General features: G+C 63.3%; 18 protein-coding genes. 8 read left to right on the top strand and 10 right to left on the bottom strand.

What is annotated here, in order from left to right; all coding sequences use genetic code 11:
- Window positions 1-99: 99 nt before the first annotated feature.
- Window positions 100-471 (bottom strand): hypothetical protein, encoded by a 372-nt coding sequence (locus PQQ53_RS02020; RefSeq protein WP_408139857.1) that lies wholly within the window; start codon window positions 469-471, stop codon window positions 100-102.
- A 242-nt stretch (window positions 472-713) separates the two neighbouring features.
- Between PQQ53_RS02020 and PQQ53_RS02015 the strand changes: the two genes are divergently transcribed.
- Both PQQ53_RS02015 and PQQ53_RS02010 read left to right on the top strand, forming a co-directional pair.
- Window positions 714-1,256 (top strand): MarR family winged helix-turn-helix transcriptional regulator, encoded by a 543-nt coding sequence (locus tag PQQ53_RS02015; protein ID WP_408139856.1) that lies wholly within the window; start codon window positions 714-716, stop codon window positions 1,254-1,256.
- A 137-nt stretch (window positions 1,257-1,393) separates the two neighbouring features.
- The gene (locus tag PQQ53_RS02010) at window positions 1,394-2,956 is read left to right on the top strand and encodes a DHA2 family efflux MFS transporter permease subunit (protein WP_408323184.1); all 1,563 of its coding nucleotides are present in this window, start codon (window positions 1,394-1,396) and stop codon (window positions 2,954-2,956) included.
- A 91-nt stretch (window positions 2,957-3,047) separates the two neighbouring features.
- Here the strand turns inward: PQQ53_RS02010 and PQQ53_RS02005 are convergent, their stop codons facing one another.
- The 4 genes from PQQ53_RS02005 to ada form a co-directional block, all read right to left on the bottom strand.
- Window positions 3,048-3,557, bottom strand: coding sequence for a hypothetical protein (locus PQQ53_RS02005; RefSeq protein WP_408139853.1), 510 nt, complete (start codon window positions 3,555-3,557; stop codon window positions 3,048-3,050).
- Between the two features lie 232 nt (window positions 3,558-3,789).
- The gene (gene gshA, locus PQQ53_RS02000) at window positions 3,790-5,409 is read right to left on the bottom strand and encodes a glutamate--cysteine ligase (protein WP_408152726.1); all 1,620 of its coding nucleotides are present in this window, start codon (window positions 5,407-5,409) and stop codon (window positions 3,790-3,792) included.
- Window positions 5,410-5,662: 253 nt separating this feature from the next.
- Complete coding sequence (locus tag PQQ53_RS01995) at window positions 5,663-6,580, bottom strand: DNA-3-methyladenine glycosylase family protein (RefSeq protein ID WP_408139850.1); 918 nt, start codon at window positions 6,578-6,580, stop codon at window positions 5,663-5,665.
- Window positions 6,577-7,767 (bottom strand): bifunctional DNA-binding transcriptional regulator/O6-methylguanine-DNA methyltransferase Ada, encoded by a 1,191-nt coding sequence (gene ada, locus PQQ53_RS01990; protein ID WP_408323183.1) that lies wholly within the window; start codon window positions 7,765-7,767, stop codon window positions 6,577-6,579. Before ada ends, PQQ53_RS01995 begins: the two co-directional genes overlap by 4 nt.
- A gap of 406 nt (window positions 7,768-8,173) precedes the next feature.
- Between ada and PQQ53_RS01985 the strand changes: the two genes are divergently transcribed.
- Window positions 8,174-8,599: a VOC family protein gene (locus tag PQQ53_RS01985; protein ID WP_408323182.1), complete on the top strand. Its 426-nt coding sequence runs from the start codon at window positions 8,174-8,176 to the stop codon at window positions 8,597-8,599.
- A 94-nt stretch (window positions 8,600-8,693) separates the two neighbouring features.
- Here the strand turns inward: PQQ53_RS01985 and PQQ53_RS01980 are convergent, their stop codons facing one another.
- Together PQQ53_RS01980 and PQQ53_RS01975 are read right to left on the bottom strand one after the other, a co-directional pair.
- Complete coding sequence (locus tag PQQ53_RS01980; protein WP_408139846.1) at window positions 8,694-9,248, bottom strand: YaeQ family protein; 555 nt, start codon at window positions 9,246-9,248, stop codon at window positions 8,694-8,696.
- A 140-nt stretch (window positions 9,249-9,388) separates the two neighbouring features.
- Window positions 9,389-10,366: a LysR family transcriptional regulator gene (locus PQQ53_RS01975; protein WP_408139845.1), complete on the bottom strand. Its 978-nt coding sequence runs from the start codon at window positions 10,364-10,366 to the stop codon at window positions 9,389-9,391.
- A 191-nt stretch (window positions 10,367-10,557) separates the two neighbouring features.
- On the opposite strand from PQQ53_RS01975, the gene PQQ53_RS01970 reads away from it, so the two are divergent.
- From PQQ53_RS01970 to araH, 4 genes are all read left to right on the top strand, one after another.
- Window positions 10,558-12,006: an aldehyde dehydrogenase family protein gene (locus PQQ53_RS01970; protein WP_408323181.1), complete on the top strand. Its 1,449-nt coding sequence runs from the start codon at window positions 10,558-10,560 to the stop codon at window positions 12,004-12,006.
- 168 nt (window positions 12,007-12,174) lie between these two features.
- The gene (locus PQQ53_RS01965; protein WP_121316137.1) at window positions 12,175-13,179 is read left to right on the top strand and encodes an arabinose ABC transporter substrate-binding protein; all 1,005 of its coding nucleotides are present in this window, start codon (window positions 12,175-12,177) and stop codon (window positions 13,177-13,179) included.
- 108 nt (window positions 13,180-13,287) lie between these two features.
- Complete coding sequence (gene araG / locus PQQ53_RS01960) at window positions 13,288-14,871, top strand: L-arabinose ABC transporter ATP-binding protein AraG (RefSeq protein WP_408152722.1); 1,584 nt, start codon at window positions 13,288-13,290, stop codon at window positions 14,869-14,871.
- A 74-nt stretch (window positions 14,872-14,945) separates the two neighbouring features.
- Window positions 14,946-15,950, top strand: coding sequence for an L-arabinose ABC transporter permease AraH (araH, locus tag PQQ53_RS01955; protein WP_168663879.1), 1,005 nt, complete (start codon window positions 14,946-14,948; stop codon window positions 15,948-15,950).
- Between the two features lie 291 nt (window positions 15,951-16,241).
- On the opposite strand, the gene sap1 is transcribed toward araH, so the two are convergent.
- Window positions 16,242-16,580 carry a surface attachment protein Sap1 gene (gene sap1 / locus PQQ53_RS01950; protein WP_408139842.1) on the bottom strand — a complete coding sequence of 113 codons (339 nt, stop codon included), beginning with the start codon at window positions 16,578-16,580 and terminating at the stop codon, window positions 16,242-16,244.
- A gap of 455 nt (window positions 16,581-17,035) precedes the next feature.
- A complete protein-coding gene (speG, locus tag PQQ53_RS01945; RefSeq protein WP_408139840.1) occupies window positions 17,036-17,578 on the bottom strand; it encodes a spermidine N1-acetyltransferase in 543 nt (180 codons plus the stop codon).
- 294 nt (window positions 17,579-17,872) lie between these two features.
- On the opposite strand from speG, the gene PQQ53_RS01940 reads away from it, so the two are divergent.
- Window positions 17,873-18,052 carry a hypothetical protein gene (locus PQQ53_RS01940; protein WP_168663876.1) on the top strand — a complete coding sequence of 60 codons (180 nt, stop codon included), beginning with the start codon at window positions 17,873-17,875 and terminating at the stop codon, window positions 18,050-18,052.
- 394 nt (window positions 18,053-18,446) lie between these two features.
- Here the strand turns inward: PQQ53_RS01940 and PQQ53_RS01935 are convergent, their stop codons facing one another.
- Window positions 18,447-18,872: an HIT family protein gene (locus tag PQQ53_RS01935; protein WP_408152719.1), complete on the bottom strand. Its 426-nt coding sequence runs from the start codon at window positions 18,870-18,872 to the stop codon at window positions 18,447-18,449.
- Window positions 18,873-18,935 lie beyond the last annotated feature (63 nt).

Raw genomic sequence — 18,935 nt, 5'->3', positions numbered from 1 at the left:
CTGAAAGGGTAATGCGGGGACGCGCGCAGGTGTGTTACTTAGGGTGTCGCTATGGTTACGTGCTGTTACCGGGCGCGGCCGGTGCTCAGCCCTAGGCCGTTAACCCCGTGATTCCTTCGACGTGGTCTGGCGAGCCAATCGGCCCGCCGCCGCCCGGCATGGCGCATCGCCGCGCGCCTGGCATGCGCCTGCGGGATTGGCCGCGTGGGTCGCGTTGCCTCCCGCTGTCGTGATGCCTTCGGTCAGGACCGGCGCAGCGGCCCTCTTCACCTCTGTCGCCTGGCTGCCCTTCCTGCCCCGCCGATGCTCGACCCAAGCCAGTACCGCGACTCCCACCGACCCGCCCGGCAACACGAACAGCCCGGCGAACAGCGCCAGTTTCCACCAGCGGTGCGGCCCCTTGAAGCTATGCAACGCGGAATCGGTCAGGGAGCGGCTCAAGCCGCCAAGGGTGTTTTTGAGGTACAGCATGGGGGAAATCCTTTTTGCACGGCGTGCTCGCTGCGTGCAGACAATCGGTCAGAACATGGGCTCGGAGGCGAGTAACTCGTTGCCTGTAATAATATTGACTATGCAATTAAATTTCAACATACTTTGCGCCGCGCGCGTGTTTCGTGTTGTTTTTCCGTTGTGAGTAGAACGCATCATGTGAATTGACTTACCTGCTTAGGCAGCTAAACTTTGTTTCTGCTTCCCGATGTTCTGGAAACACCATGATCGACGGTCCCTACAAAACGGACGAGATTCAACTCACGACGAGTCTCGGCTATTACCTGACGAAAGCGCGGAACGTGCTGGTCGAGCGGACGGACCGTGCGGTCAAACCGCTCGGGCTGACCGCGCAGCAAATCGGCGTGATCCTGATGCTGTCATCGCGGCGCGCGAGCACGCCGTTCGAGCTGTCGCGCGCCATGTCGTACGACAGCGGATCAATGACGCGTCTGCTCGATCGCCTTGAAAAGAAAGGCTTTGTGGTGCGCACGCGCAGCGACGCCGATCGCCGCATGGTGAAACTGGAACTGACACCGCAAGGTCACGACGCGGCACGCCAACTGCCCAGTCTCGGCGCGGCAGTGCTGAACGAGCAACTGCGCGGCTTCTCCGCCGATGAGCACGCGACGTTGATCGACCTGCTCGCCCGTTTCATTGCGAACGGTCCCGGCGACGGAAGCGGCGCTGGCTGCGGGTTGGAGCCGCAATCGGAGCCGCAGGGAGAATCACCCGAAGAGATGTCGCCGGACTGCGACGAGCAGTAACCCAACAGGCGCTTTTGAAAGCGCCATTATTTTTAAATATCTGTCTGGGCAGAGGATGTTCCGGCATGTAAGTCTGCCGTTCGACAGGCGCGATAAAGCTGTCGCGACAAGCTTTCCCGGTTGAGGAGGAAAAACCTATGGACGCCACGGCTCCCGCCGCCGCCCGGCCCGCCGCCGAACCCGCCCCGCTCAAGGGCGGGGCGCTCGCCTTGCTGACCGTCGGCCTCGCGCTCGGCACCTTCATGGAGGTGCTCGACACCTCGATTGCCAACGTCGCGGTGCCGACCATATCCGGCAGCCTCGGCATGGCGACCAGTCAGGGCACGTGGGTCATCTCGTCGTATTCGGTGGCGTCAGCGATCGCCGTGCCGTTGACAGGCTGGCTCGCGCGCCGCGTCGGCGAAGTGCGGCTCTTCACGCTTTCCGTGCTGCTTTTTACGATCGCATCGGCGCTGTGCGGCTTCGCGCACAACTTCGAATCGCTGATCGCGTTCCGGCTCGTGCAAGGGCTGGTCTCCGGGCCGATGGTTCCGCTTTCGCAAACCATCCTGATGCGTTCCTACCCCCCGGAGAAGCGCGGGCTTGCGCTCGGCCTCTGGGCGATGACCGTGATTTGCGCGCCGATTTTCGGACCCGTGATGGGCGGCTATATCACCGACAACTTCACGTGGCCGTGGATCTTCTACATCAACGTGCCGATCGGTCTGTTCTCGGCGGTGAGCGCCTATCTGCTGCTGCGCGGACGCGAGACGAAGATCACCCGTCAACGCATCGATGCGGTCGGCCTGGCGTTGCTCGTGATCGGCGTGTCGTGTCTGCAGATGATGCTCGACCTCGGCAAGGATCGTGACTGGTTCAACTCGACGTTCATCGTCGCGCTCGCGGTGATCGCGGTGGTGTCAATCGCGTTCCTGCTGGTGTGGGAGATGACGGAGAAAGAACCCGTCGTCGATCTCTCGCTGTTCAAGGACCGTAACTTCGCGCTCGGCGTGCTGATCATTTCGTTCGGCTTCATGGCCTTCTTCGGCTCGGTGGTGATCTTCCCGCTGTGGCTGCAAACGGTCATGGGCTACACCGCCGGGCTGGCGGGTCTCGCAACCGCACCGGTCGGCCTGCTCGCGCTGTTCCTGTCGCCGCTGATCGGCAAGAACATGCACCGGTTGAACTTACGCATGGTGGCGAGCTTTGCGTTCGTCGTGTTCGCGTTCGTCTCATTCTGGAACTCGACGTTTACGCTCGACGTGCCGTTCAATCACGTGATCTGGCCGCGTCTTGTGCAAGGCATCGGCGTGGCCTGCTTCTTCGTGCCGATGACGACCATCACGCTGTCCAGCGTGCCGGACGAGAGGCTCGCCAGCGCGTCTGGTTTATCGAACTTTTTCCGGACCTTGTCGGGGGCGATCGGCACCGCAATCAGCACGACGTTCTGGGAGAACGACACGATCACCCATCACGCAATGCTGACGGATTCGGTGAATGTGTATTCGGCAAATACCAACGCCTATACCAATGCGCTGGCGGGGATCGGACTTTCGGGCGATGGCGTTACCGCGCAATTGAACCAGGTGGTGACCGCCCAGGCGTACATGATGGCCACCAACGATTTCTTCCGCATTTCCTGCGCGGCGTTTCTCGTCCTGGCGGTACTGGTGTGGATTACCAAGCCGCGCAAAGGCGCGGGTCCTTCGATGGGGCATTGAGCGTTATCGCAATACTTCGCACGCGGACGCGGGCAACGATGCGACACCTTCGCATCGTTGCCCGCGTTTGCTTGCGTTCGTCACGGCATCGCTACTGCGTCACGGCTTCGCCAGTGCTCGACGGAGGAACCGACTGCCCTTGCGTGGCCTCGGGATGCATGGCCGTGGGCGCCGCGGGCTGCGATGGTTTCACCTCGCCTTGCGGCGCATCGGCAGCACCGCCGCGCACGTATTGCTTGAAATCGGCGCCGGCTTCCCAAGGGTTCGGCTTGCAGCCCAACGAGCTGTCGCAATGCGCGGAAAAGCCGATGGTCACCGTGCCGTCGGGGTTCGCCGCGCGGGTAATCTGATACGCCAGCGCGCGCTTGCCACCGTCAGGGCCGGCAGTCTGGATCAGCGAGTCGGTCGCGGATTCGATCTTGTAGGTCGAGTGGCTCGACACCCATGACTGCGCCCGTTGCCACCACAGGTCGCATTCGGCTTTGTTCGAACACGTCAACGGCTTCGTCGCGATCTGCATGACGTCCGGATCGACCTGCCCTTGTGTCGAACAGCCCGCTGCTGTCGCCAAACACAGCGCGGCCAACAGACCTTTGTTCATCACGTCGATACCTCCTGCCTGGGAGCGTGTGTCATATCACTTATATCAGTTTGGACCACGGTGCCCCTGCGGTGTTTCATCTGCGTCAGGGAATCGTCAGAGGGTGCGGAGAATTTGCCGATCCCGTTCGACGGGAGGCCACGCGTCACGTAGACGTTACCTGCGCACAGTAAAGGGCGAGAAAAAAGCGGCCACGTGGGCCGCTTTTTCATCATGTCGCTATGAGCGTTGTTCAGACGCTGAAGCGGTTCAACGTGTACGCGCGATAAGCCGCGACGAATGCGTCGAACGAACCGACTTCTTCGCGCTCGAGTTTGCTCTGCTCGGCCAGCGACTGCGCGGCGAGTTCAGTGAATGCCTGCGCCTGCGCGGCATCGAGCGGACGCGAACGGAAATACTCGGCGTGCGCTTTGCTTTGTTCGAGGCCGAACGCGAGAAAGCTCTGCTGCTTGTCGCGCATGACTTGCAGCACGCGTGCCGACGGCGTCAGCGTCACGTCCGCGAGTTTCGCGCGTTGAACCGCCACGGCGCGCGCGTGCTCGTCGCCGCCCTGCAGCGCGTCGAGCGCGGCGGCGGCCGCGTCGATCTTGCTCATCAGTTCGTTGGCCCAATCCATCATCGCAACCGGGCTGCCGTCGCGCGTCAGTTCGAGGCCGGGCTTGCGCCCTTCCATCGTCACGCGGCCGAAGTTCTGATTGGCTTCGCAATAGGCGTCCGGCGGCAATGGCGCGCTGTCGTCGAGCGCGCAGACGAGCAGGTACGCGTCGAGAAAGCGTGACGTCTCCAGCGAAATTCCGCCTGGCTCGAACGGATCGATATCCATGCAGCGCACTTCGACGTATTGCACGCCGCGCGCGGCCAGCGCATGCAACGGACGTTCGCCCGGATGCGTGACACGCTTCGGACGAATCGTCGAGTAAAACTCGTTTTCGATCTGCAACACGTTGGTGTTGATCTGCACCCACTCGCCGTCGCGCTGCGTGCCGATTGCCTCATAGGCCGGATAGGGCTGGCTCACGGCTTTCGCGAGCGCGTCGAGATAGCCCGGCAGCGTGTCGTAGTCGGCATGCAGGGCAGCTTGCGCGGCGGTGTTCGAATAGCCGAGGTCGCTCATGCGCAGGCTCGTGGCGTACGGGCGGTACAGCGTGTCGGCGTCGAACGTTTCGAGCGAGTGTTTGCGATCGCGGAGAAAACGGCGATCCAGCGCCGGCGACGCGCCGAACAGATACATCAGCAGCCAGTTGGTGCGGCGGAAATTGCGGATCAGCGCGAGATAACGTTCGGACTGGAAATCGACGGCGTTCGCAGTGGATTGCTGGTCGGCATGCAGGAGCCGCCACACTTCTTCGTTCAGCGAATAGTTGTAGTGGATGCCCGCGATGCACTGCATCGTGCGCCCGTAGCGCAGCGCGAGGCCAATGCGGTACACGTACTTCAGCTTGCCGATGTTCGACGTGCCGTAATGGGCGATCGGAATGCCTTCGTCGGTGTCAGGCAGCAGGCTGGGCATCGAGTTGTTCCACAAGATCTCGTCGCCGAGTTCCGCATAGACAAAACGATGCAGCGTGTCGAGCTTCTCGAGCGTGACCGCGACGTCGTGCTCGGCCGGTGTGATCAGTTCGAGCAGCGCTTCGGAATAGTCGGTGGTCAGCGAGGGATGCGTGAGCGCCGAACCCAACGCGCGTGGATGCGGGCTCAAGGCGAGCTTGCCGTCCTGCGTGACGCGCAGGCTTTCCTTTTCGATGCCGCGCAGACCGCGCGTCAGCGCGTCGCGCTGCGGGCCCGAGGTCAGCACGGACAGGCGGTGCAGGAACGCGTCGGTCGCGCGGGGAGGTGTCGTCGTGTTTGGCATTGATGCGAGTCGGGCGTTGTCGGCCGCCATGTGCCGCTCGACTGCTCGCGGGCAGCACTGCGCGGTTGACAACGTTCGGCGGAATTTTCAGTAGCGGGCACTTTAACATCTCGCTACAACGCCTGCTTGAGGCCGCCGTCGCGGGCCTTCAAGGCCGCCCGTCCCGCCCGTTTTCAGCACGAATCCGCCTGCCGGGCGGCTCTCCGCGCTGCCCGTCACACACTTTTCTCCGACCCATAAGCGGCGCGCGACTTCAGCCGCCACGCGCGGCGCCCGCGCGGTCCGCCACCTCGTTCCACAGATGCATGGCCGCATACGCGCGCCACGGACGCCACGCGTCGGTGCGGGTGCGTTGCTGCGTCGGCCGCACGAGCAGCGGGTCGCGTGCGCAAATCGACTGCATCAGCACGAGGTCCCATGCGGGCCACGCGTCGGCGTCGCGCCACGCCCGCATCGCGACGTATTCGACGGTCCATGGGCCGATGCCGGGCAGCGCGAGCAACGCGGCGCGCAGGCTGGTCGCGTCGACGACGTTGCTGTCGAGCGGCACGTCGCCTGTGGCGACCGCATGCGCGAAGCCCTGCAACGCCGCGACGCGCTTGCCCGGCATACCGATCTGCGCGAGATCGACGGCGGCCAGCGCGGCGGGCGTAGGAAAGCGCCATGCGGTGTTCTCATGCGGATGGCCGTCGATGCGCTCGCCGGCGCGCTGCACGAGCCGTCCGATGATCGTGGTCGCCGCTTTCACGCTGACCTGCTGGCCGACGATCGCGCGCACCACGAGCTCGAAGCCCGACCACGCACCCGGCACACGCAGGCCGGGCGCGGCTTCGACGAGCGGTGCGAGCCACGGGTCCGCGGCGAGTTCGGCGCCGATCTTTTTCGGATCGGCGTGCAGATCGAACATCTTCGCGACCGGCGCGGCGAGCGCGTCGGCGTGGCGGCTCACCGGACCTTCTATGCTCGCGACCACGCAGCGTTTGCGCGGATGCAGGCGCACGCTCAGCGTACCGCTGTCGCCGGCCCAATCGATTGCGCGACGATACGTGCCGTCTTCGACCGCCTCGACGCCGGGCGTCGCGCGTCCGCCGAAAAAGCGCAGCAGGCGCGGCCAGTCGAATGGTGGTTTGAACGGCAATTCGAGGGTGGTGACTTCGTCGAGCGTACTCACGCGGCGTGATCCAGTTTGGTGGGGGTGGTGGTGATGGAATCGGCGCCGGTCACGGCCGGCTTTTTGCGTCCAGTTTGGTCGGGCGAAACGTGGCCGGCATGCTGCGCTTCGTTGTCGAGCAGCGCGGCCTTGCGCGGCAGGCCCCAGCGATACCCGGCCAGCGCCCCGCCCTTTTGCACCACGCGATGACAAGGAATGGCGAGCGCCACCGGGTTCGTCGCGCAGGCGGTCGCCACGGCGCGCACCGCGCGTGGCGAGCCGACCGCTTCGGCGATCTGCGAATAGCTGCGCGTTTCGCCGTAGGGGATGCGCCGCAGTGCGTCCCACACACGTTGCCGGAATGCGGTCGCGGCGATGTCCAGCGGCAGATCGAAGTCCTGCCGGGTGCCGCGCAGATAGGCGTCGATCTGCGCGATGAACGGGGCGAGCTGTTGGGCGTCTTCCAACAGGTCGGCGTTGGCGAATTCGCCACGCAGTTCGTCTATCAGCGAGGCGTCGTCGTCGCCGAAACCGATCTTGCAGATGCCTTTGTTCGTGGCTGCGACCAGCACGAAGCCGAGCGAGGTCGGCGCGCAAGCGTAGCGCACGGTCAGCCCCGCGCCCTTGCGGCGATACGCGGACGGCGCCATGCCCAACTCGGCCGGCGCGCTGTCGTACATCCGCGAGGGCGAGCCGAAGCCGGCGTCGAGCGTGGCGCGCGTGACGTCCGAGCCGCTTTGCAGCGCGTCGCGCAACGCGGCGCCGCGCTGCGCGGCCTGATACTGCCGGGGCGATACGCCCACGACGCGCTTGAACAGACGTTGGAGGTGAAACGGGCTGACGTGCACGGCGTCGCTCAGTTGCGCGAGCGTGAGCCGCTGCTGCGGGTCGGCGTCCAGCGCGGCGCACGCGCGATTGACGATCTCCAGTTCGCGCGGCAGGCCGCCGGGCTGGCATCGCTTGCAATCGCGAAAGCCCGCGGCGCGGGCGGCGGCGGCATCGGTGAAGAAAGCGACGTTTTCACGGCGCGGCTGGCGCGAGGCGCACGACGGACGGCAGAACACGCCGGTCGTCTTGACCGCGTAGAAGAATGCGCCGTCGGCACGAGGCTCGCGGCGCGTGACGGCGGCCCAGCGCTCGTCGTCGGATGCCCAGCTCGTGGTGGCCGGGGCGGTGTTGGGGTCGGCAGGATCGGTCGTGCGGTTCATGATGGTCCCGGGGGCTGACGTGGTCGATGCTCACCAATGTAGGCCGTATGCCCATACCCTACGCCCCGGTTCTTGCTCTGTCATTGCGCTTGTTCGTAGGCGGGAACGGCCGCCAGGCGGTCGTTTTGCCACAAAGTGCGACAATTTGGCCCGATATCGGGTTTTCCCTTAAAAAGTTATTGCGTCGCATCAACCCCGTGTGTATATTAATACCTGTCTCCTCCATGTCTCCTCCTGATATGGATTCAGCCCGCTCCACATAGAGCGGGCTTTTTTTCGTCTATACGCTCCCCGCATGGCTTCTGATCCGGCCCTCACGGCTGGATTCATGGTTCCGCTCACGGCGCCGCCCTTTCTCCTACACTGGCTAATCATCCGTTCTGCCAACTAGCCAGAGGCGTCCGACATGAAAATCCACATTCGCGAGATCGATCACGTCGTCATCCGCGCGACGGACGTCGAAACCATGACGCGTTTTTATTGCGACGTGCTCGGCTGCAGCCTGGAAAAAGAACAGCGGGAACTGGGTCTGACGCAATTGCGCGCAGGTCGCTCGCTGATCGACCTGTTGCAGGTCGGCGGCAAGCTCGATCACGCCGAAAATGGCGCACCGGGCACGGGACGGAACATGGATCACGTGTGTTTGCGCGTCGAACCGTTCGACGCCGAGGCGCTCAAGACACATCTAACCGGGCATGGCACGCGGTTGGGCGAACAGGCGTTGCGCTATGGCGCGGACGGCTTTGGCCAGTCGCTGTATCTATTCGACCCGGAGGGCAACATGGTCGAACTCAAGGGGCCGCCGGAAGCGGCGCGGGTGACGTCGCTTTAAGCGTCGGGCTGATGCTGGGATTGAACACCGCTTCGGTGCCCAAGCGAGTCAAACTGCGAGTCAGGCGCCAGCGCGATTCGCGAGCCGTCAGCCCTTACGCGTTGGCCGGCGCCTTCAACACCGTCCACTCGATCTTCACCGCATCGGCTTCGGCACTGCCGAGCCACGCTTCGCCGTCCTGCACCGTGCATTGCAGGCGCATTGTGCGTTCCGCCAGCGTGCCGAGCGCCGCCGCGACGTCTTCGCCGAGGGTCCACACCGTCACGTTGCGCATGCGCTCCACCTTGCTGCGCACACCCTGCCACCAGATGTCCGACGCGCGGCCGCCGTACGCGATCACGATCACTTCGTTCGAGCGGCCGCTCGCCTTGGCGATGCGCCGTTCGTCCGGCTGGCCGACTTCGATCCACGTTTCGATCGCGCCGGTCAGATCCTTCTGCCACAGATCCGGTTCGTCGACATCCGACAAACCTTTGCAGAATTCGAGGCGTTCCTGCGCGAAGAGCGCAAACGCCGCCACGCGGACCATCATCCGCTCGTCGGTTTCCGAGGGGTGGCGGGCGATCGTCAGCGAATGGTCGGCATAGTAGTGCCGGTCCATGTTGGCGATCTGCAGTTCCGCCTTGTAAATCGTCGATTTAAGAGCCATGCCGTTGCTAAACCAGGCGCTCGCTCCACCGGAGCGAACAGAAAAAGAATCGTCGACGGCGCGTTGCCGTTTTCCGTGTTTGTTGTACATCGCAGTTCTCCCGCGCCGATAGCCGGCCGCCATACCAACGGGAGAAGCATTTATCGCGCCACTGCCGGCTCGAAAGCCGTGCCGTAGACCCCGGCGGCGGCTTCCCGCAAGGCTTCCAGCACCACGGCCGCGGCCGGCGACAGCAAATGCGACTGGCGCGTGATGATACCGAATGTATCCATCCTGCACGGTAAATCGATCGGCACGCGCTTCAACACACCGTACTGTTGGTATTGACGCGCCACTTCGTCGGGCAAAACGGCCAACATGTCGCTCTGGAGCAGCAAGCTCGAAATTGCCAGAAAATTGTTGGTATTGACCACGTTTTGCGGCGGATTCAGCCCGATTTGCGAAAATATCAGATCGAAACGATGACGCAGCACGCTGCCCGGCGGGTGCAAAACCCAGCTCGCGTTGACGATTCCCCGCAGCGTCAAACCTGTCTCATTTTCGAGAGGATGGCCGGGCCGGGCCACCACGCAGAGCGGTTCGTCGGCGAGTGGCTCGTAGCGGACTTCGGCCTTGAACTGGTTCTGCCGCTCCAGCACCCGGCCGATCATGATGTCCAGTTCGCCTTCGGCGAGCCGCGGCAGCATCACGTCCGAGGTTTCCACCTCCGCCCAGATTTGCAACTGTGGATAGCGCTCCTTCACGCTGGCAATCGCGCGCGGCACCATCGTCGCGGCGGCGGCCGCAATCACGCCGATGCGCACCTGACCCGCAAGACCGGAGCGCAGCGCCGAGATTTCGTCGTGGGCGTGGCTCAGATTTGACAGCACCATGCGCGCGTGGCGGATCATCACCTCGCCGTACAAGGTCGCGTGCATGCCGTGCGGCGTGCGATCGAACAGGCTGACTTCCAGCATGTCCTCCAGCTCCTTGAGCAGGCGCGAGGCGGCCGGCTGCGTCATGCCGAGCACGTCGGCGGCCCGGCGCACGTTGCCCTCCTCCTCCATCGCCGCGAGCAGCAGCAACTGGCGCGTCTTGAGCCGCGCCCGGACGAACCAGTTCGAATAACTTCGCGTCATCGTTTGTCTCCCAATCTTGTTTTTGGCTGAGCGGCATGAAGCCCTCGTGACGGACGTGTCATCCGGCACTGTCTCAATCATGCCATACCGAAACTGATATCGGGATGGCTTAAAAAGGGATTGGAAAGTTATTGGCCCCGCTCATACCATTCGTGGACTTTCCAAGCCTCCCACGTGACGCCATTCCGTCGATGAACCGCGATTCGATCGTCCCGCTCGTTGCCAGTCCGTTTCGCCATTACATCAATGGCGGATGGGAGACGGGCGCGACCGCAGGCGTGTCGTTCAACCCGTCGGACCTCGACGAACCGGTCGGCGAATACGCGCGGGCGGACGTGCGGCAGACCGATGCGGCGATCGAAGCGGCGCACGCGGCGTTTCGCGACTGGTCGCTGGCGTCGGCGCAGCGTCGCGCGGACGCGCTCGACGCGATCGGCACCGAGATGCTCGCCCGCCGCGACGAACTTGCGCGGCTGCTCGCGCGCGAAATCGGCAAGACCTTGCCTGAGGCGCAAACCGAAGCGACGCGCGCGGGCCAGATTTTCAAGCTGTTCGCCGCCGAGGCGCTGCGTGCGTTTGCGGAGCCGCTGGCATCGGCGCGCGCGGGCGTCGAAATCGACGTGACGCGCGAACCGCTCGGCGTGGTCGGCATCATCACACCGTGGAGTGCGCCGTTGGCGATCGCCGCGGCGAAGATCGGCGCCGCGCTCGCGCACGGCAACTGCGTCGTCTTCAAGCCGGCCGAATCGGCGCCGGCTTGCGCGGCGGCGCTGGCTTCGATCATCAGCCGTGCGGGCCTGCCTGCGGGCGTGTTCAATCTGGTGATGGGCAGCGGCCGCCAGGTCGGCGCGCGGATCGTCGCGCATCCGCTGGTGGCAGCGATCAGCTTCAGCGGCTCGACGGACACCGGCACGCGCGTGCTGCAGGCCGCGGCCGCCCGTCAGGTGCGTGTGCAACTGGAGATGGGCGGCAAGAATCCGTTCGTGGTGCTGGCCGATGCGGATCTCGACGGCGCGGTCGATGCCGCCTTGAGCGGCGCCTATAGCTCGACCGGCCAGCGCAGCACGGCGGCGGCACGGCTGATCGTCGAGCGCGCGGTGTTCGAGCCGTTCGTCGACGCATTGCGCACGAAGCTCGCCAAGCTCTCGGTCGATCACGCGTTGAAGCACGGCACGGACATCGGCCCGGTCGCCAACGCCGCGCAACTGGAGCGCAACCTGGACTACCTGCGCATCGGCAAGCAGGAAGGCGCCCAACTGGTGCGCGGCGGCCAGCAGCTGGAGCGCGCGACGCGCGGCTACTTCTTCGAGCCGGCACTTTTCATCGGCGAGCCGGAACACCGCATCGCGCGCGAGGAAATTTTCGGGCCGCTCGCCGTCGTACTGCGCGCGGACGACTACGACCACGCGCTGCATCTGGCGAACGACACCGCCTACGGTTTGTGCGCCGGCATCTGCACACGCTCGCTCGAACGCGCGCGGCATTTCCGCCGCCACGTCCAGAGCGGCCTCGTCACGATCAATCTGCCGACCACGACCGTCGAGCACTACGCGCCCGGCGGCGGCCGCAAGGCGTCCGCCTACGGCACCACCGACGCAGCGTTCTGGACAGCCGTGAAAACGGCTTACGTGGCGGGCTGATTACGATGAATGGCACGCATTGCCTCGACCACCGTGCCGCTTATCGCGCAGCCGCAGTTCGATGCGCCGCGCATCCCACGCTTCACTCGCGCCCCGGCTGACGCCCCGCGCATGACCCTGCTGCAAATCAACGAAATCAATGCAGCTTTTCAACCTCAGGAGACACGCATGACCAGCAAGCTTCGCCGTTTGACCCTCACCGCGATGGCCGCCGCCGCCCTCGCCGCTCCGTTCGCCATGCAACTTTCCGCGCACGCGGATCAGCCGCTCAAAGTCGGCTTTCTCGTGAAGATGCCGGAACAGGCGTGGTTCATCAACGAACAGAAAGCCGCGACCGCGCTCGGCCAGAAGGACGGCTTCTCGGTCGTCAACATCGGCACGCCGGACGGCGAAAAGGTGCTGGCCGCGATCGACAACCTCGGTGCACAAGGCGCGAAGGGCTTCGTGATCTGCGCACCCGACGTGCGTCTCGGACCGGCGATTCAGGCGCGCGCGAAGCGCTACAACATGAAGTTCGTCACGGTCGACGATCAACTGGTCGACTCCACCGGCAAGCCGCTCGCGAACGTGCCGCACCTCGGCATGTCGGCATTCAAGATCGGCAATCAGGTCGGCACGGCGATTTCCGAGGAAATGAAGCGCCGCGGCTGGAAGCCTGAAGAAGTCGGCGCGCTGCGCATCACGAACTATGAACTGCCGACCGCGAAGCTGCGCACCGACGGCGCGACGCAATCGCTGCTGGCCGGCGGCTTCAAGAAGGAAAACATCTTCGACGCCCCGCAGAAAACGACCGATGACGAAGGCGGCTTCAACGCGTCGTCGCCGGTGCTCGCGCAGCATCCGAACATCAAGAAGTGGGTGATCTTCGCGCTCAACGAGGAAAGCGTGCTGGGCGGCGTGCGCGCGACCGAGCAACTGCATATTCCGGCGGCGGATGTGATCGGCGTCGGCATCAATGGCGCGGGCGAAGCGTTTGCCGAATTCCAGAAGAAGGAACCAACGGGCTTCTACGGCACGATCGCCGTGAGCTCGACCAACCATGGCAAGGACAGCACGGAAAACCTCGTCGAGTGGATCAAGGACGGCAAGCAGCCGCCCGCCGACACGCAGACCACCGGCAAGCTGATGGTGCGCAGCAACTGGCAGGACGTGCGTAAGGAACTGGGCATCTAAGCCCGCTTCGAGTCCGCACGTTCGGCGGGCCGGATCGCGCTCACGCGAGACCGGCCCGCGCAGTCGTCAGCACGGTAGTTGAGTTGTTCATCCGCTTGAGGTTTTCCAATGACGTCCTTACCCACCGAGTCCCCCGCCGGGTCCGCCGACGAAGCAGCCGCGCTGTCGGCGCAAGCGCCCTCGCCCGCCTCTGTCTTCGTCGACGACGCGCAACCGTATCTGCAACTCGACGGCATCACCGTGCGCTTTCCCGGTGTGCTCGCGCTCGACCAGGTGTCGCTCGAAGTGCGGCGCGGTGAAGTGCATGGCCTGATGGGCGAAAACGGCGCCGGCAAATCGACGCTGCTCAAGGTGCTGTCCGGCGTGAATCAGCCGGCGGCGGGCACGCTGTCACTTGGCGGGGCCGTGCAGCAGTTCACCACGACGAAGGCGGCCATCGCGGCGGGCGTCGCGATCATCTATCAGGAACTGCACCTGGTGCCGGAGCTGACCGTCGCGGAAAACCTGATGCTCGGCGCGCTGCCCAATCGCTTCGGCGTACTGGACGAAAAGGCGCTGGTCGCGCGCGCGGTGCGTGAACTGGAACGGCTCGGCGAAAAAATCGATCCGTCGCAGCAGGTGAAGAATCTGTCGATCGGCCAGCGCCAGATGATCGAGATCGGCAAGGCGCTGATGCGCGACGCGCGCGTGATCGCTTTCGACGAACCGACCAGTTCGCTGTCGTCGCGCGAAACCACGCAGCTGTTCCGGATCATCCGTGCGCTCAGGGCCGAAGGCCGCGCGATCATCTACGTCACGCACCGGATGGAGGAAGTGTACGAGCTGTGCGACCGCGTCACGGTGTTTCGCGACGGCCGCCGCATCGACACGTTCGAAGCCGGCGCGGGACTTGATCGCGATCGCCTGATCAGCTGCATGGTGGGCCGCTCGATTGCCGACGTGTACGGCTATCGTTCGCGCGAACTCGGCGACGTGCAACTGCAGGTCCAGGATCTGATGGGACGCGGCTTGCGCGAACCGGCATCGTTCGCGGCGCGCAAAGGCGAGATCGTCGGCTTTTTCGGGCTCGTCGGCGCGGGCCGGTCCGAGTTGATGAAACTGATCTACGGCGCGGTCAAGCCGGCCGCCGGCGAGATCACGCTCAAGGGCAAGCGCGTGCGCTTCGCCACGCCGCGCGACGCGGTGCGCGCGGGCATCGCGCTGTGCCCGGAAGATCGCAAACAGGAAGGCATCGTGTCGATCGCGTCGGTGTCGGACAACCTCAACATCAGTTGCCGCCGCCATTTCAGCCGCTTTCACGTGCTCAACGGCCGCAAGGAAGCGCAGATCGCCAAAGAATTCATCGGCAAGCTCGCGATCAAGACGCGCAACGGCGAGACGCCGATCGGCACGCTGTCCGGCGGCAATCAGCAGAAAGTGATTTTGTCGCGCTGGCTCGCCGAAGAGATCGACGTGTTCCTGATGGACGAACCCACACGCGGCATCGACGTCGGTGCGCGCAGCGAGATTTACGGACTGTTGTACGGGCTCGCCGAAGCGGGCCGCACGGTCATCGTCGTGTCGAGCGATCTCGCCGAAGTGATCGGCGTCGCGGATCGCGTGATCGTGATGAAGGAAGGCTGCATCGTCGGCGATCTGCCGAAGGCGCAGGCCACGCCGGATGCGCTGATCAAGCTCGCGCTGCCGCGCTGAACCGCCCGCTCTAGTTACTCGACCCGAACCCGAACAAGCCACCGAATCGCGCTTATTGAAACGGAACAGACATCATGCAGACACCCTCCACCGACTCCCCGACCCCAGCCGTCGCCTCCGCGGGCCTGAGCGCGCGCGCCGCGCGCACCTGGGACCTGATCAACAAGTCCGGCATCGTGATGGTGTTCATCATCCTGTTCGCGGTGCTGTCGTTCACCGTGCCGGACTTTCTCAGCTCGCGCAATATCCAGGGCTTGCTGCTCTCCGTGACGCTGATCGGCTCGATCTCCGTCACGATGATGTTCGTCCTCGCGCTCGGCGAGGTGGATCTGTCGGTGGCGTCGATCGTCGCGTTTGCCGGTGTGGCGGCGTCCACGGTGATCACCGCGACGCATAGCGTGCTGCTCGGCGTCGCGGTCGGCGTGCTCGCGGGCGGCGCGGTCGGGCTGGTCAATGGCGTGCTGGTCGCGCGCTACAAGATCAACTCGCTGATCGTCACGCTCGCAATGATGGAGGTCGTGCGCGGCCTCGCGTTCATCACGTCCAACGGCGACGCCGTGATGATTTCCGAAGAGCGTTTCTTCGATCTCGGCGGCGGCTCGTTCCTCGGCATCTCGTTTCCGATCTGGAGCAACATCATCGGCTTCGTGCTGTTCGGCTTCCTGCTGAAGAAGACCGTGTTCGGCAAGAACGTGCTGGCCGTCGGCGGCAACAGCGAGGCCGCCGTGCTGGCGGGCTTGCCGGTGACGCGGATCAAGATCACGGTGTTCGTGCTGCAAGGCCTCGTGACGGGCTTCGCGGGCGTGATGCTGGCGTCGCGCATGAGTCTCGGCGACCCGAAAACGTCGGTCGGTCTCGAACTCGGCGTGATTTCGGCATGCGTGCTGGGCGGCGTTTCGCTGACGGGCGGCGTCGCGACGATTTCCGGCGTGCTGGTCGGCGTGCTGATCATGGGTTCCGTGCAGGATGCGATGAGCCTGCTGAACGTGCCGACTTTTTACCAGTACCTGATCCGCGGCGGGATTCTGCTGCTGGCGGTGCTGTTCGATCAGTTCCGCCGCAGCAAGCGCGTGCACTGACGCACGCGGGCGGCTCGACGCCGTCGCGTCGATTTGATGAGAGTTGTTCCTGCGCTTTGCGAGAAGGCGTACTGCCGATGCGGATCGATAATCCGCATCGGCTTTTTTCTGGCTTGCTGAAACGCGTCGCACGTACGTGGACACAAAAAAGCCGGGCATTTCCATGCCCAGCCATTTTTTACTCACAGGTCCGCGCCCTCCGGCTTTTAATAGCCTGAAGTCTTTTCAATGCGCGAGAAACCGCATTCCGCCATTTATTCCAGAATGACGGTTTGCGCTTCGACGTTCAGTTTATTGCTTGATAAACCGATCGTTTGCCCACAAACCTTGCGTATCGCTATTGCCGGAATTCACGAATTCGACATCGTGGCCGACCACGCGTACGACCCGGAAACTCGAGTCCTGCGGTGTCGACACGCACTGATATCCGGAGAAGAACTCCTGCATTTTTTGCTGTTCACCGGCTTGTGCATGCTGGTCGGCGGCGTCGAGTTTATCCTTCGACAGGCAACCATAAGCGTTGGCCTTGAACTGGATGGTTTGCTGCGGCTTGATCACGACGTCTTGCGCCTGAACAGTCGCGGCAGCCAAACCCGCAATGGCGAAAACAACGGCGATGCGCATTTTCATATGTTCCTCCGGTGCGGGTTGAATACTCAGGTTAGCTATGTATTTAACTTTAACGTTGAACCCGCAACTTGCACTTTAGAAGAACGTCAACGAACGACAAGCACATTCTGTGTGCGGTCGCAACAGTGGCGAATTGTCGCACCTGCTGTCGCGGCTGTTTAAACCCCCTACAGGGGTTTAAACAGCCGGCAATGAAACGGATAAATAAAAATCCGGCGGGTCACAGCGCTTTAACAGTCAAGCTTTCACGGCACCCATTCGCGTAAACGCGCAGCGTCAATTAAGCGATTTAATACAATTGAATGCCGTAGTTTGTGCGTTGCACACAAAGTCGTTCGGTCGTCTCATTCAGAAATGCGAAATAACGGTGTGCATGCAGAAGATAAACAGTGCCAGGCAATCAGTCTGCGCGGCCAAGGCGCAAACCGACGCGGCCTGCGGCGCTAGTCACGCCGTCAGTCGGCGTGCTTGCCGGCGTTAAAGAACTCCGACTGGAACATGCACATCCGCAATGCATTGTGATACCGGCCATTGCCGAAAAATTCCTCGATCAGTTCCGCCTCGTGCCGGAAGCCGCATTTTTCGTAGATATGAATCGCGGCGGTGTTCGACTTGTCGACGATCAGATAGATCTTGCGCAGGTTCAGCACTGAAAACGCGTAGTCGATCGCGAGCTGCGTTGCGACCGTGGCGTAGCCGCGTCCTTGAGCGTGCGGCGCGATGATGATCTGGAATTCGCCACGCCGGTGGATGTAGTCCAGCTCGATCAATTCGACGACGCCGATCGTCTGGCCCACGTTGTCCACCGCAACGAAGCGTCGTTCGCGCAGATCGTGCACGTGCTGATCGTAAAGCTGGGTCAGTTCGGAGAAGGTCTCATACGGTTCCTCGAACCAGTAACGCATGATCTTCGCGTTGTTGTTCACTTCATGGACGAAGCGCAGATCGGTGCGTTCAAGCGGGCGCAACGTGAGTTCGCTGCTTCGTTCGATCGTCATTGAATTCCCCTTGGACCCGTTAATTTTCGTGAGTCTGAATGCGCGCGCCCGGCACCGGCTCGGGAGCGCGCTCCGGTTTGTTTGGCTGCGGCGTGTGGCGTTCGTGCAATGTCTTCCCGACACAGCTTTGCGTCTGCAAAAAGCGTGCAAAACGCACACGGAACCGCAAAAGCCGCGCGGGCCGGGGAGGGCGGAAGCGTCGGATCGCCAAATGCTAGCTGCTGCCTGTTTCGGCGCGGCGCGGCACGCACGGTGCTCTACAATGAAATTATGCTCCTGCGATCGGAGGCCACCGTGATCGAGCAATTGATATTGGGCGTATTCCTCGTCGTGCCGCTGCTCATCGTCGCATTTCTTTTTTCGGACGAACTGTGGCAGGAACATCGTCACCTGCATGACATGCGGCCCGTGCATCTGAGACATCGGCGGATCGACTGGCGCCATCCGCTGCGCCGCACGCGGGACCGTCTCTGAAGCGCCGCAGCGCGCGCAACGCGCCCGCTATGCTGGAATGGCGGGCCGTTAAGTTTCGCGCGCCGACTGTCGCCAACGCGCATCCGCATGTCGTTTGCGGCGCGTCTGGGCGTATGTCGGGGTGAAGCGACGCCAACACGTGCCGCCGCGCCATCGTGAATGTGTCAACAGCCCGCCACGTGCGAGTTTTTTGTGCCTGGCGGATTTTCATCCCAACCGGCGCAGCGGAACCGCCAAGAAAAAAAGCCTGCCGTTGCGGGCAGGCTTAAAAAGAGATCCACACTCAATGCCTTGAGGCTACAAGGCAGATAACAGTCTAGTCGCGCCACGCGCGCCGCTTGTTTCAGCCGCCTTTACACTTGTTACGGCGCGTGACGACACCCGTCGCAGGGCCTCAGTCTGCGCGCCAGTGCGCGCGAATGCGTTTGGCAAGCGCCTCGAGCGTGTCCGCATCGGCGACGTCGCGTGCATGCATGTTCAGCGGCTGGCCTTCCCAGCGCGGGATCACGTGAAAATGCACGTGCCGCACCGTCTGTCCCGCGGCGGCGCCGTTGAATTGGCCGATAAACACGCCGTCAGGGTGCAAGGCTGCGCGAACGGCGATCGCGAGCTTTTGCGTCATGCGCATGCCTGCCACCAGCGACGCATCCGACAACTCGAAAATCTCGGCCACCGGCTCTTTCGGCACGACCAGCAGATGGCCGTCGGCTTGCGGCATCAAGTCCATGAACGCCAGCGCGGCATTGTTTTCGGCCACTTTGATGCAGGGCAGTTCACCACGCAGAATTCTTGCGAACGGATTGCTGTCGTCATAGTTCATCGCGCTTCCTTTCCTGGTTGCAAGTTCGGATCGATGTGAGGCACGGCTGCCGACATTGTCCAC

This window comes from Paraburkholderia strydomiana (genome assembly GCF_046030495.1).
In the GTDB taxonomy this organism is placed as follows: Bacteria; Pseudomonadota; Gammaproteobacteria; order Burkholderiales; family Burkholderiaceae; genus Paraburkholderia; species Paraburkholderia strydomiana_A.
The sequence above is the reverse complement of the archived record's forward strand: the minus strand, read 5'-3'. Positions and strand labels throughout refer to the sequence as shown.

Bases quoted from the DNA above. Each gene is read 5' to 3' on its own strand.
- speG (WP_408139840.1), bottom strand. From the start codon at position 17,578: ATGACGATCGAACGAAGCAGCGAACTCACGTTGCGCCCGCTTGAACGC.
- araH (WP_168663879.1), top strand. From the start codon at position 14,946: ATGCAGACACCCTCCACCGACTCCCCGACCCCAGCCGTCGCCTCCGCG.
- PQQ53_RS01975 (WP_408139845.1), bottom strand. From the start codon at position 10,366: ATGACGCGAAGTTATTCGAACTGGTTCGTCCGGGCGCGGCTCAAGACG.
- sap1 (WP_408139842.1), bottom strand. From the start codon at position 16,580: ATGAAAATGCGCATCGCCGTTGTTTTCGCCATTGCGGGTTTGGCTGCC.
- PQQ53_RS02005 (WP_408139853.1), bottom strand. From the start codon at position 3,557: ATGAACAAAGGTCTGTTGGCCGCGCTGTGTTTGGCGACAGCAGCGGGC.
- PQQ53_RS02010 (WP_408323184.1), top strand. From the start codon at position 1,394: ATGGACGCCACGGCTCCCGCCGCCGCCCGGCCCGCCGCCGAACCCGCC.
- PQQ53_RS02020 (WP_408139857.1), bottom strand. From the start codon at position 471: ATGCTGTACCTCAAAAACACCCTTGGCGGCTTGAGCCGCTCCCTGACC.
- araG (WP_408152722.1), top strand. From the start codon at position 13,288: ATGACGTCCTTACCCACCGAGTCCCCCGCCGGGTCCGCCGACGAAGCA.
- ada (WP_408323183.1), bottom strand. From the start codon at position 7,767: ATGAACCGCACGACCGATCCTGCCGACCCCAACACCGCCCCGGCCACC.
- PQQ53_RS01935 (WP_408152719.1), bottom strand. From the start codon at position 18,872: ATGAACTATGACGACAGCAATCCGTTCGCAAGAATTCTGCGTGGTGAA.
- PQQ53_RS01985 (WP_408323182.1), top strand. From the start codon at position 8,174: ATGAAAATCCACATTCGCGAGATCGATCACGTCGTCATCCGCGCGACG.
- gshA (WP_408152726.1), bottom strand. From the start codon at position 5,409: ATGCCAAACACGACGACACCTCCCCGCGCGACCGACGCGTTCCTGCAC.
- PQQ53_RS01965 (WP_121316137.1), top strand. From the start codon at position 12,175: ATGACCAGCAAGCTTCGCCGTTTGACCCTCACCGCGATGGCCGCCGCC.
- PQQ53_RS02015 (WP_408139856.1), top strand. From the start codon at position 714: ATGATCGACGGTCCCTACAAAACGGACGAGATTCAACTCACGACGAGT.
- PQQ53_RS01980 (WP_408139846.1), bottom strand. From the start codon at position 9,248: ATGGCTCTTAAATCGACGATTTACAAGGCGGAACTGCAGATCGCCAAC.
- PQQ53_RS01970 (WP_408323181.1), top strand. From the start codon at position 10,558: ATGAACCGCGATTCGATCGTCCCGCTCGTTGCCAGTCCGTTTCGCCAT.